Origin of the sequence: Rhizobium sp. PvP014 (genome assembly GCF_017876855.1) — a bacterium.
Classification (GTDB): Bacteria; Pseudomonadota; Alphaproteobacteria; order Rhizobiales; family Rhizobiaceae; genus Neorhizobium; species Neorhizobium soli.
Genome location: NZ_JAGIOT010000002.1, coordinates 3181659 through 3193465, shown reverse-complemented (window position 1 = coordinate 3193465; position 11807 = coordinate 3181659). Strand labels below are relative to the sequence as shown.

The window sequence follows — 11807 nt, the reverse complement described above, 5'->3', positions numbered from 1 at the left end:
GAGCTTTTGTCCGTTGACCAGAGCAAAAGCTCGCGTTCCGCGAATGCTTAGCGGGGCAGTTCGCTGATGCCGCCGTTGCGGGCCGACCATGCCAGCGGGGCATCCAGAAATGCCTCGACTTCCGACAGCGTGTTCTCGTCGAACAGCTTCTGGTCGCGGGCGACCGAAAGCACGTTGCGCCATGTGGCAATGTGGTGGAACTGCACCTTGCCATCGGCAAAACGCAGCGCGCCCTCGTCGAAGATACCGTAGTAGAACAGGGCCATGCCATGATCGACGACGCCGCCGGCAGCGCGGATGGCATCGATGAACTTGAACATCGAACCGCCGGCCGTGGTCAGATCCTCGATCACGAGGACGCGTGAACCTTCGGGCAGGTTACCCTCGATCTGGGCGTTGCGGCCATGGCCCTTGGGCTGCTTGCGCACATAGATCATTGGCAGCGCCAGGCGGTCTGCCAGAAGGGCAGCGAACGGAATGCCAGCGGTCTCGCCGCCTGCGATGCAATCGAATTTCTCAAAGCCGGCGTCACGCAGAAGCGTCGACACGGCGAAATCCATGATGGTGGAGCGGATGCGCGGGTAGGACAGCAGCTTGCGGCAATCGATATAGACCGGGCTCATCATGCCTGAGGCAAACTTGTAGTGCTTTTCGGCATTGAAATGCACCGCACCGATTTCCCACAGCATCTTGGCCATGAGTTCGGCCATAACGCTACGGTCCGGAAATGTGGTTTGAATCATGCGCCCGCTCCTTTGCTCGATTCATCGTGTCGCAAGTCCCGGCGGTAAGGCCGCATGACATTCTCGTCGGAACTGCATCTAGAAACCACGCGCCGCAATATCAGCAAGCGGGAGACCGCGCCAGCGCAAGGCGGGTACGATTTACTGAATTCAGGCGTTTTCAGGCGCTTGTGCGATTTTCGCCCGACGACACTGACCGCAGGTAGCCTGAGACCTGGACGCGGTCACGCCCGGCCCGCTTTGCTTCGTAAAGTGCCGCATCGGCGAGGCTAAGCACAGTTTCGAAAAGCACGCCCGATTGGGAACCCACCGCGATTCCGGCGCTGACCGTGCAGCGCACGCGTTCAACCCCGACCGTGATGTCACGGGCACCGAAACGATTGCGGATATCGTTGGCGATCCGCTCGGCGCGCCCCGGCAGAACATTGTCGAGAAGGACGGCGAATTCCTCGCCGCCCAGTCGCGCGGTGTTGGGGCCCGGCGTTTCCACCAGCAGATCCTCGGCAAAGATCTTCAGCACTTCATCGCCGACCGCATGACCGTACTGGTCGTTGATTGTCTTGAAACGGTCGATGTCGAACACGATGACTGCGGTGGAGGTGCCCAGCATCCGACCGCCGTTGCGCTCGAACATGGCGCGGCGGTTCATCAGTCCGGTCAGCGCATCGGTCATTGCCTCGCGCCGATGGAGCGCTGCCATGCGCCACTGGTGAAGCGCCAGCGAGAGCGCGCCGATGCCTGTCATGCCGGCGATGCAGATGCCGATATTGAGCGTCTCGGCCCAGTTGTTCGGGGCGTGACCCAGCACCCACTGCTGGTTGGCAATGAGGACGGATGCACACAGAACGAAGGAAAATCCGCTCATCGCATAAAGGATGGCCATGCCGGTCAGCGGACCGGGCGCTTCGCTGCGCGCCAGCCAGTATTGCCATGCCGTACCGCCAAGAAGCAGCGCTGCTGCAATGTTCATCAGGATGAAGCCCAGCCCGTCGAGACCGCCGATCATCAGCGGCAGACCCGGGGCGATCGCCGCAAGCGCCAAAAGTTCGGCAAGCCGCCAGGGCCTTGCACCGGTGCGGAACTGCACGGAAGCACCGTATATCACGCTGAGGCCGGAGATCATGAACACGTATGCGACGGATGCGGTCAGGGTACCGGCTTCGGCCGTGTAGAAGCCATAGGCGAAGATGCCGGTTACCGTCATGCTCAATGCGATGACCAGCGTCAGCAGGAAAGAATCGGTCCGCCTTGAAAACCAGGTGCCGAACAAGGTCACCATCAGGCACGCGGCAGAAACGCCGAGCGCAAGCAGAAGAGATTTATAGTCTAGCGTCATGCCGGCAAACTCTTCGGTGATCGAAGTCAGGTAACGGGCGGAAAACTATCTCCCGTTTGTCTCCAAATTATTACCAAGCAACCGTCAAGCTTAAATTTCCTGCCAAATGCCGCTTAGGTTTCAACGACTTCCCAGTGCAGCGGAAACATCGGATCAAACACGGTGATGAGGCCAGCCCCCGTGTCCCGCTTGTCCGGGAAAGCAACCGGATCAGCCTGGCGAACCATCGAGATGCGTTCTTCGTTGGGCGCCAGACCATACCAAGCAGGGCCGTTCAGCGAGGTGAAGGCTTCGAGCTTGTCGAGCGCGTTATCCTGTTCGAACACATGGGCAAGGCAGCTCATGGTGTTGAGCGAGGTATAGATGCCGGCGCAACCGCAACCGCATTCCTTCAGCGGATCCACATGCGGCGCCGAATCGGTGCCGAGGAAGAAGCGGGCATCGCCGGAAGTCGCAGCGGCTCTCAGTGCCAGGCGATGGTTTTCGCGCTTGGCGACCGGCAGGCAGTAATAATGCGGGCGGATACCGCCGACGAGAAGCGCGTTGCGGTTGATGATCAGGTGATGGGTGGTGATCGTTCCGGCCAGATTGGATTCGGCCGACTTGATATAGTCGATGCCGTCGGCCGTGGTCACATGCTCCATCGTCACCTTCAGTTCCGGCAGGCGCTTGCGCAGCGGATCGAGAACGGTCTCGATGAAGACGGCTTCGCGGTCGAAGATATCGACGTCCGGCGTCGTGACTTCGCCGTGTACGCAAAGCGGCAGGCCGATCTTTGCCATGCGCTCGAGCGCCGGCATCGCCTTGTCGAAATCGCGCACGCCACCATGCGAGTTGGTGGTGGCACCGGCGGGGTAGAGTTTGACTGCGGTGATCAGGCCGCTGTTCTTGCCGTCTTCGAGATCATTGGGATCGGTCTGTTCCGTCAGGTACAGCGTCATCAGCGGTTCGAACCGGTCGCCCTTGGGCAATGCCGCCATGATCCGTTCGCGGTACGCTCTTGCGTCTGCGGTCGTGACCACCGGCGGGACCAGATTGGGCATAATGATCGCGCGCGCGAAATGCCGGCTGGTATCGCCGATCACCCCTTCGAGAACCGCGCCGTCGCGCAAATGCAGATGCCAGTCGTCGGGGCGGCGGATACTGATGGTATTCATGGGGCCTCTGGGCGGTTGTTGGCGCTGGAAGAGTTCATCCCCCTTAGCATCAACATTCCGCTCAAAACAATCACCGCGACAACAAACTGACGCGGACGATAGTGTGGAACCCCATCACTACACGCCCCGATTACACGCAAATGTGCACAGGCTGGATACCATTTATCAATGAAAGCTTAAGATCGGCAGGAACCAGTCCGCATTTCCGGCGTTCGTCCACCAATCGAACAGTTCTACCAGCCGGAGCGAGAAGATGAAATCCCTTAATTCGAAAGTCAACAGGGGATTGGCAATTGCAGCAGGCGCTGCCGCAGCTTTCTGTGCATTGACGGTTTCCCTGAGTGCCCAGGAGCGTTCCAACCTCCTCGTGACTGTAGCTCTTCAGACCGAGTGCGACCAGCTTGCCGGCAGCCCGTTCGACGAGCAGCGCAATGGTTCATTTGCTCCGGTCGATATCGCAAACATCGACGTTAAGGCCGTTGATGCGTGCCGCACCGCTTACGAGGCGACCGGCAACCCGCGTTTCGCCTATCAGCTGGGCCGCGCGCTCAATAATTCCGAACAGGCCGATCAGGCGATGACGGCTTATAATGTAGCTGCCGAAGCAAACTACCCTGCAGCCAAGGTTAACTTCGGCATGCTGATGGGCCGCCTCGGTGACGAGCAGCAGGAATTCCGTCTCTATACCGAAGCCGCAAACGGCGGTAACCGGCTCGCAGCCTACAATCTTGGCGTCGCCTATCGCGATGGCCTGGGAACTCAGGTCGACGTCACCAAGGCGCTCACCTGGTTTGAAAAGGCAGCTGCTGAAGGCGACGATACCGCTGCGTTCAATATCGGCGCGATTTATGACGAAGGCACTATGTTGCCGGCCGACGATCAGACGGCGATTGCCTGGTACGATCTGGCTGCACAGCGCGGCAATACCGATGCGATGATCAATCTCGGCCTGATGTACGAAAGCGGTGAAGGCATTACGGCCGACGCCCAGAAGGCGGTCGACCTCTATCGCAAGGCTGCCGAGAAGGGCGACCTGTTCGGCGCCCAGAAGGTCATGGAATTCCAGGAACTCGGCATGATCCCCGCTCAGCCGAAGCAGGACATGAACGAGGGTATGAACACGCTGGTTCTGAAGCAAGGCGACATTGAGACTCCTGCCAAGAACGGCAGAGATATCTAAGACTTTCGAGACAACGCAGGCTCGCCGACGGCCTCCGCTTAGATCTCTCCGGCTGACGGACCCCAGACATCCGTCATCGCGAAACCATCGGCCAGTGGATCGAACGGATCAAGCGCGATCTGGTGCAGACCGAATGTAAAACCGCGTCCCGCTATCGTCGGAATGATCGCAGGTTTGCCGGCTACCGTCGTTTCGGCAGCCAATCCCACTTCGAACTGAGTGCCGATGATGGAGCGCGAGATGAAGCTGTCTCCGACCTTTGCCCTGCCGCGCGCGTGAAGCGTTGCGAGATTGGCCGAGTTGCCGGTGCCGCAGGGCGACCTGTCTGCCCGGCCCGGCCACATTGTCGTACAGGTTCTAACCGTGCCATCCACTTCCGTATCGCGAAACATCACATAAGCAACGCCGGAAATTTCGGGAATTTCAGGGTGTACGACCTCGACCTGCCGGTTGACCAGATCCTTCAGGATCATGCCGGCCTTGACCAGTTCCGCGGCATTGCCCTTCTCGATCTTCAGGCCGATCTGGTCGACATCAACCAATGCATAGAAGATGCCGCCGTAGGACAGGTCGAGCGTGACATCTCCCCATTGCGGTGTGCTGATCGTCACATCAAGCTGATGGACAAAGGACGGCACCATGGTGAGCTTCACCTTCTCGCATCGTCCGTCGCGGCAGGTAGCAACGGCCCTGACGAGGCCCGCAGCCGTTTCCAGCGTCACGACCGTCTCGGGCTCTTTCATCTCGACGATACCGGCTTCCAGAAGCGCGGTGGTGGCGCAGATGGAGTTGGACCCGGAACTGGCATGCGCCTGATCCGGCTGGAGGATCACAAAGGCTGCATCCGCATCCGGATGCTTCGCCGGCAGCAGCAGGTTGACGGAACCGATCGGGGCGCCACGCGGTTCCAGGCAGAGGAAGCGGCGCAGTTCGTGGCCCTTGGGATCGGAATTCAACCAGGCAAGCTGGGCTGCGACCGTATCGCCCGGGATCTTCGGGACGCCACCGATTGCGACCCGTCCGATCTCACCTTCGGCATGGACATCCAGCAACTGGATCGTACGTTTCCATCTCATGTTTCGCCCCTGACGCGCTTGAACCTTTTGCCGGATCTCACCGGCCTGATCTCTTTGAAACCGGCCTCAGCGAAGCCAGAGGTACCGGAAGCCCATGTTTCGGTCCGGCGCGCGATGATACGGAACGAGCCTTGTCCGGAAATCGGTGGCGGAAAGACCAGTCGCGCTTTCCAGCATTGCCGCATCGAGTTTCGGCTCGACAACGGCACCGTCTCCATCCGCCTCGATCACCAGGACCGGCGGCGCGAGATCCCGCATCGCGCGCTTGACTGATGCGCTGTCGATGTCGAACACCGGTACATCGGGAAACTGCATGCGGATATTGCCGGAAAGATGCATCCCGAGCGCCAGAATGGTTGCCGGGCGATCCTCGGTGCGGATCTGCTTTGCCAGGTCAGCAAACGGCATATTGATACGGCCCGGAGGTCCAAGCAGGCCTGCCGTCAGAACCTTTGCCGGCCCCGGTACCAGCACGACCACCATGATCACCAGAAACACGGGGACCAGCCGTTTGAAACCCAAACCAAGGTCGGCCCCGGCGCGATCGAATTTCAGCAGCAGATATAGCGGCAATGCCAGCAGATAAGGGTCGAGCCAGCGCTCGGTGATCCGTGTCGTTCCAGCCACGAGGACGACCGCAACCACGCCAACCAGCGAGAACAGCATGATGCGGCCAAACAGCGTGGTCCAGCGATCGCCTGCCCTGACCGCCCGCTTGACCGACGACTTGAATGCAAGTGCCAGCACGACGACAGCCAGTGCGCCAAAGGCGAGGCAGGCGACGAGGAGCGATCCGAGCGCCTTGGTGACGCGGAAAACACCCTGCGGCGCATCCGACTCAACCATTTTGCCGAGCGTGCCACGCGTTGCGAGATCGAGATTGCCGAGAAGCCAGACCGCGTGCGGCAGGACGATGGCAATGCAGATGACGGCGGCAAGCAGCATGCGCGGATCAAGAAGACGCGCGCGCCAGTCCCGATCGAGCGCAACCGCCACGATGGTCGCGGCAGGAAGGATGACGAAATTGTACTTCGAGATCGTACCGATCCCGATCGCAATGCCGATGATCGCATATCCCTGCCAGTCAGGACGCACCAGCGTGCGGCAAAGACCGTAGAAAAACAGGGAGGTCGCCATCAGGAGCGCGATCGTGTGGGTAAGATCCTGCTGCGGCATGAAGGAAACCTGCGGCAGCAGCGTCAGGCTGAGCATAGCAAGGCCGGCAAAGCTGCGGCTGACCTGCAGTTCCCGCGCGGCAAGGCCCATGAACAGATAGACCAGGAACAGCATTCCGAACCGGGGCAGCGCCAGCGACAGCAGCGAGATGTCCAGCGCGCCAACGAACAGGTTCTGTACCCAGTTGTAGAAAGGCGGCTGCGGTCCGTAGCCGAGCAGCCAGAACTGCGAGTTGAGCGACTGCTCAGCCTCGTCGAGCGTCAACGAATTGGGAAGCGACACGCGAATGGCGATGCTGAGTATGAAGTAGATGCCGAACAACACCGCGACCGGCTTCACACCACCGGAAAGAAAGCCGGAGATGCCCCCACTAGCGCCGGAGCCACCGTCTCTCGATGACAGCATGTTTGCCTTCTGCATGGTTCTCGCTCCGAATTGACGGAACAGCAGGTCGCATATCCCCTATCGACAAATCAACAAAAATGATTGCCGGCGGACCGAGAGTTGAGAGAACATTTTTGGGAAGAAGAGAATGGCGCACCCGAAGAGATTCGAACTCCTGACCCCCAGATTCGTAGTCTGGTGCTCTATCCAGCTGAGCTACGGGTGCGTCTGCAAGCAGTGTGTTTTGCTTGCGTGGCGATCCTCTAAATGCTGCGGCAAAGGATTGCAAGCGATTTTCGGTCAGCGACTGTCATTTTCATGTCAAATAGTTCGCAAGCCCCTGAATTTGCGTGATTTTGCGATCAGGCGCGGGCGCGGTAGTCGTCCAGCGATACGGGACGGTCGGGAATTTCGATGCGGAACTGAGTACCCTCGGTCGGCTTTTCCACCAGCGCAATCGTGCCGCCATGGGCAAGGACAAGCTCGCGTGCGATCACCAGGCCAAGACCGGTGCCGCCGGACCGGGCCGAACCGCGGAAGGCCGAGAACAGGTTCTCGCGGGCCTTGCGGGGCATGCCGGGGCCGGTGTCGTCAATCATGATGCTGACGACGCTGCCGACCCTGTGGGCTGAGACCGTGATGCGGCGCGCAATCGACTTGTCGTCCGGCTCGAACGTCACCAGCGCCTGCAGCGCGTTGCGGCAGAGGTTGTGGATCACCCGGAAGATCTGTTCGCTGTCGCAATCGACCTCGAGATCGACGGCGATCTGATCGTGAAATTCGATGCCGGCATCAGGATCGATGGCCAGGATGTCGCGGACTTCCTGGAAAAGTTCGGCGAGAAGAATCCGGCGCCGCTTCGGCGCGGCTTCCGAGGCCTGCCCATAAGCCAGCACTTCGGTCGTGTAGCCGACGGCGCGGTCGATCGTGCGCAACAGTTTTGGTGCGAAGCTGCGCACCATCGGATCTTCGACATCGGTCAGGCGGTCCGACATCAGCTGCGCTGACGCAAGGATGTTGCGCATGTCGTGGTTGATCTTGGAGACGGCGAGACCGAGATCGGCCAGGTTGCGCTGTTGTTTCAGCGTCCGCTGCAGCTCCGTCTGCATGGCCGACAAATGCCGGCCGGCGACGGCGAGCTCGCCACGAGACCGGTCGGCAGTAAACACACGCGCAGGATCTTCCGGCTGCTCGGAAAATTTCTGCATGCTTTTCGTCAGGCGGCGGATCGGCAGGATCATCATGCGGTTGATGGCGAGGAAGATAAGAACTGCCGTGATGATCGAAATCAGGAGTGACAGGAGAAACATCATCTTCGCGTATTTGAGCATATCCTTGCGCAGAGCATCATCGGTCATGACCAGTTCGATGATCATGTCGCTTTCGCCGATCGGGCCGTAGATGCGCATGACGCGTCCGCCGCCCAAAAACAGCGTGTCCAGCGCGTCGCGCATCGTCACCAGAAGCGGCGTATCGGTCAGATCATACTGCTCGTCGATCTGCGGCGGCACATCGACTGCTGCCAGCAGGCGCGAGGTCCCGTCCTTGCGCAGCGCAATCACCTTGGTTCCGGTGGCAAGAAGCGTGTCGTCCTGTACGGCGCGGGGCAGTTCCGCCGGCTGAAGTCCGTCGATGACGATTCCGGCCGCAGCGGCAGTATCCAGCCGGTCACGCAGCCAGTTCATCCGCATGCCGGCAACAGACGGCATGAAGATCAGGATTTCGGCCAGCATCACGAAGACGATCGTCAGCCAGAGAAGACGACCGGAGAGCCCACGGAAAAGCTGCGGCATCTGCTCGGCAGACGCCCTGGAGGCTGTTCCGGTCTGCGCCGATTGCTCCTGCTTTGGAGTTTCGGCCCCATCATCCATGTGGCTCGTCATCGTTATCTCGCCTGTCCAGCCGTTCGGTGGTGGCTGCAATCATCTGCATATTCTAGCTTTCTGGCGCATTTTTTCCACCCCCCAACCGGAAGTCGGCCTTGGAGCGTTTCCTGGGCTAGATTGAAGCACGACAGAACCGACAAAAACAAAGGGCCCGGATGGACGATACCACCTGGGCCCCTGTTCGCTTGCACGGTTGGTTCGGCTCAGAACTCTTCCCAGTCCGCGCTTGCCGACGGCGCCGCTGCCGCAGCGGCGGATCCGCCGCCAAAGGCGCGGGCGATCGATTTGGTCATGGTCTTGACCGGGGACACGCGGGGCGCCGGTGTTCTTGCGGAGGCAGAACCGGAAGCGACCGCGACGGGCGCACGATGACCCGACGCTTCTCCGTCGATCCGGAACTTGGATACGAGTGCGAAAAGATTGTCCGCTTCACCGGAAAGCCTCGAGGTCGCGGCGGATGTTTCTTCCACCATCGCGGCATTTTGCTGCGTCACCTGATCCATCTGGTTGATGGCGCTGTTGATCTCCGCCAAGCCGGTCGCCTGCTCGCGCGATGCAACCGCGATCGAGTTGATGTGATCGTTGATGCTGATGACGCGGGATTCAATGTCGGACAGGGCATGGCCGGTGTTCTGGACGAGACGCACGCCGGCCGCTACTTCGTCACCGGACTTGCCGATCAGCGCCTTGATATCCTTGGCCGCACTGGCAGACCGCTGCGCCAGTTCGCGCACTTCCTGTGCGACGACGGCAAATCCCTTGCCGGCTTCGCCCGCACGAGCTGCCTCGACACCGGCGTTGAGCGCCAAGAGGTTGGTCTGGAAGGCAATCTCGTCGATGACGTTGGTAATCTGGGCAATCTCGCGCGATGCCTGCTCGATACGGCCCATGGCGTCGACGGCGCTGCGCACCACCTCACCGGACTGCACGGCACTGGTCTTGGCTTCGCTCACCATCACGGTCGCCTCGGTGGCGCGCTCTGTCGAGGTCTTCACGACAGCTGTGATCTCGTCGAGTGCCGCCGAGGTTTCTTCCAGAGCTGCTGCCTGCTGCTCGGTGCGCTTGGAGAGATCGTTGACGGCGGAGCTGAGTTCGGATGCTCCGTCGTTCATCGCGCCGGTTCCGGCACGGATGTTGCGCATGGTGCCACGCAGCGTGTCCATCGTCGCATTGACGTTCTGCTGCAGTTCGGCAAAGGCGCCCTTGAAATGGCCAGCCATGCTGTCGTCGAACTTGCCTTCCGCCAAGCTGCCGATGACACGGCGCGTTTCCGCCACGCCTGCATCGACACTTGAGACAAGCTGATCGACATTGCGTGCGAACCGGTCGAGGTTTTCATCGCCCCACTGCTTGTCTATGCGCCGCGAAAAATCACCTTCGACCGCTGCGCCGACGACGTTGGCCATACGCGCCTGAAGATCATCGTTCTTCGATCGCATCTCTGCTTCGGCACCGCTCATCCGCGCCACCTCGAGGCCGTTCTTCTTGAACACGCCGACAGCCTCGGCCATGTCTCCGATTTCGTCGGCACGGCCGGCAAAGGGCACAGCTGCAGCGTAGTCGCCGGTGGCCAGGCGCTTCATCGAAGACGTGAGCTCGAGAATTGGCTGGCTTATCTGCTTGCGACCGAGCGAAATTCCGAATGCCAGACCACCCATCACACCCAGCAGGGTAGCGCCGAGCACGCTGTAGAAGATCATGTCGCCAAAGCCGTCGATTTCGGCGCTGAGCTTGTCCATCGCCGCCTGGTCGATCTTGACGATTGCGTCGATCTGCTCCTGGTAAGCCTTGCGGTTGGCGCGATTGGCGTCGTTATTGCCCTGAACGTTGGCGGCCTGTGGCCCTTCGGCTTGGCCCAGACGCGCAGTCTCGGAGCGGAAGGCCTTAAATTCCTGGAAGCGCGCGACGAGCTTGTCGAAGATTTCCTTCTCCTCCGCCGGGACGGTCGGCCCCCAAGCGGCGAGGAGCTTCTCGATTTCGGCAAGCGATTTCATGATACCATCGCCGAACGGCTTGGCGCTTGCTGCGTCCTTGGCTGCATAGACGCCCCGCGCATCCATAACAACGGCCGTCACCATGCGGTTAAGATGCTCACCCTGGTACACGCGCTGCGCAACAGCAGCATAGTCTCTGGTCTGCTGATTGTATTTCTGGACTGCGAAGAGCGATATGCCACCGATGACACAGGTTACAACGCTCATCACACCAACGAGCATGTTGATCTTGGCTCTTATCTTCACAATGCATTCCCCCGAAGCGACAAATTAAAAAATGCGGAGGGCCCTAAACTCCTACATCTTGATGGTGCGAGAAATAGCACTGAGAGATTAACATTTGTTGATGATCAAAAGCTCAGTTAGTGAGCGCCTGCCTAGTCTAGCGCTGCCTCGCAACTGACTGAAGTCTCCCGAATCCACGAAAATACATGGGGTCTACTCCGGGAAAGCACGGTTTTCATCCGTCAGGCTTACAGGACATGGAAAGCCCGTGTGGACACAAGCGTTAACGCGACATCCAGAATCCAGCCAACTTCGTCAGACACTTGCCCGGAACCGAGCGCAATCGCGGTGCTGCGATTGACTTTTCGCGCCTCTTCCCCTTATAAGCCGCGCACGTTCACAAGGCTCCCAGTCGCACTGCGGCCGGCGCCCGAACGTTTCCTAAACGCTCTTGCTTTTAACGAAGCAAACTTCAAGAAGGGCCGCACACCGCGGTATTAAAAAAATGAAGCGTACCTACCAGCCGTCCAAGCTTGTTCGCAAGCGTCGTCACGGCTTCCGCGCCCGCATGGCAACCAAGGGTGGCCAGAAGGTTCTTGCCGCTCGCCGCTCACGTGGCCGCGCTCGTCTCTCGGCTTAACGCCGGGATG

The 11807-nt window shown here is 60.0% G+C and carries 9 protein-coding genes and 1 tRNA gene; 2 read left to right on the top strand and 8 right to left on the bottom strand.

All coding sequences use genetic code 11. The features are described 5' to 3' along the window. Nucleotides 1-47 precede the first annotated feature (47 nt). The 3 genes from J3A65_RS20020 to pyrC all read right to left on the bottom strand — a co-directional run bounded on the left by J3A65_RS20020 (nt 48) and on the right by pyrC (nt 3236). A complete protein-coding gene (locus tag J3A65_RS20020; protein ID WP_062453965.1) occupies nt 48-743 on the bottom strand; it encodes an orotate phosphoribosyltransferase in 696 nt (231 codons plus the stop codon). 160 nt (nt 744-903) lie between these two features. Beyond that, nucleotides 904-2079, bottom strand: coding sequence for a GGDEF domain-containing protein (locus J3A65_RS20015; protein ID WP_209903011.1), 1176 nt, complete (start codon nt 2077-2079; stop codon nt 904-906). Nucleotides 2080-2192: 113 nt separating this feature from the next. Continuing rightward, entirely contained in the window at nt 2193-3236 is a 1044-nt protein-coding gene (gene pyrC / locus J3A65_RS20010; protein ID WP_092663692.1) for a dihydroorotase, read from the bottom strand. 253 nt (nt 3237-3489) lie between these two features. On the opposite strand from pyrC, the gene J3A65_RS20005 reads away from it, so the two are divergent. Beyond that, complete coding sequence (locus J3A65_RS20005) at nt 3490-4416, top strand: tetratricopeptide repeat protein (RefSeq protein WP_082471820.1); 927 nt, start codon at nt 3490-3492, stop codon at nt 4414-4416. 38 nt (nt 4417-4454) lie between these two features. Here J3A65_RS20005 and J3A65_RS20000 read toward each other — a convergent pair whose 3' ends face one another. The 5 genes from J3A65_RS20000 to J3A65_RS19980 form a co-directional block, all read right to left on the bottom strand. After that, complete coding sequence (locus J3A65_RS20000) at nt 4455-5492, bottom strand: proline racemase family protein (RefSeq protein ID WP_209903009.1); 1038 nt, start codon at nt 5490-5492, stop codon at nt 4455-4457. 66 nt (nt 5493-5558) lie between these two features. Continuing rightward, a complete protein-coding gene (locus J3A65_RS19995) occupies nt 5559-7088 on the bottom strand; it encodes a glycosyltransferase family 39 protein (RefSeq protein WP_245341595.1) in 1530 nt (509 codons plus the stop codon). A 113-nt stretch (nt 7089-7201) separates the two neighbouring features. Continuing rightward, nucleotides 7202-7278, bottom strand: a tRNA-Arg gene (locus J3A65_RS19990). A gap of 136 nt (nt 7279-7414) precedes the next feature. Then, a complete protein-coding gene (locus tag J3A65_RS19985) occupies nt 7415-8845 on the bottom strand; it encodes a HAMP domain-containing sensor histidine kinase (protein WP_244474024.1) in 1431 nt (476 codons plus the stop codon). Between the two features lie 296 nt (nt 8846-9141). After that, nucleotides 9142-11178, bottom strand: a complete 2037-nt coding sequence (locus tag J3A65_RS19980; RefSeq protein ID WP_209903007.1) for a methyl-accepting chemotaxis protein — start codon at nt 11176-11178, stop codon at nt 9142-9144. 484 nt (nt 11179-11662) lie between these two features. Here J3A65_RS19980 and rpmH point away from each other — a divergent pair, with 484 nt between their 5' ends. Beyond that, nucleotides 11663-11797, top strand: coding sequence for a 50S ribosomal protein L34 (gene rpmH, locus J3A65_RS19975; protein WP_062578914.1), 135 nt, complete (start codon nt 11663-11665; stop codon nt 11795-11797). Nucleotides 11798-11807 lie beyond the last annotated feature (10 nt).

What these genes read in the sequence shown, in the direction of transcription:
- J3A65_RS20015 (WP_209903011.1), bottom strand. Translation starts at nt 2,079, where the DNA reads ATGACGCTAGACTATAAATCTCTTCTGCTTGCGCTCGGCGTTTCTGCC.
- J3A65_RS19995 (WP_245341595.1), bottom strand. Translation starts at nt 7,088, where the DNA reads ATGCAGAAGGCAAACATGCTGTCATCGAGAGACGGTGGCTCCGGCGCT.
- J3A65_RS19985 (WP_244474024.1), bottom strand. Translation starts at nt 8,845, where the DNA reads ATGCCGCAGCTTTTCCGTGGGCTCTCCGGTCGTCTTCTCTGGCTGACG.
- J3A65_RS20020 (WP_062453965.1), bottom strand. Translation starts at nt 743, where the DNA reads ATGATTCAAACCACATTTCCGGACCGTAGCGTTATGGCCGAACTCATG.
- pyrC (WP_092663692.1), bottom strand. Translation starts at nt 3,236, where the DNA reads ATGAATACCATCAGTATCCGCCGCCCCGACGACTGGCATCTGCATTTG.
- J3A65_RS20005 (WP_082471820.1), top strand. Translation starts at nt 3,490, where the DNA reads ATGAAATCCCTTAATTCGAAAGTCAACAGGGGATTGGCAATTGCAGCA.
- rpmH (WP_062578914.1), top strand. Translation starts at nt 11,663, where the DNA reads ATGAAGCGTACCTACCAGCCGTCCAAGCTTGTTCGCAAGCGTCGTCAC.
- J3A65_RS20000 (WP_209903009.1), bottom strand. Translation starts at nt 5,492, where the DNA reads ATGAGATGGAAACGTACGATCCAGTTGCTGGATGTCCATGCCGAAGGT.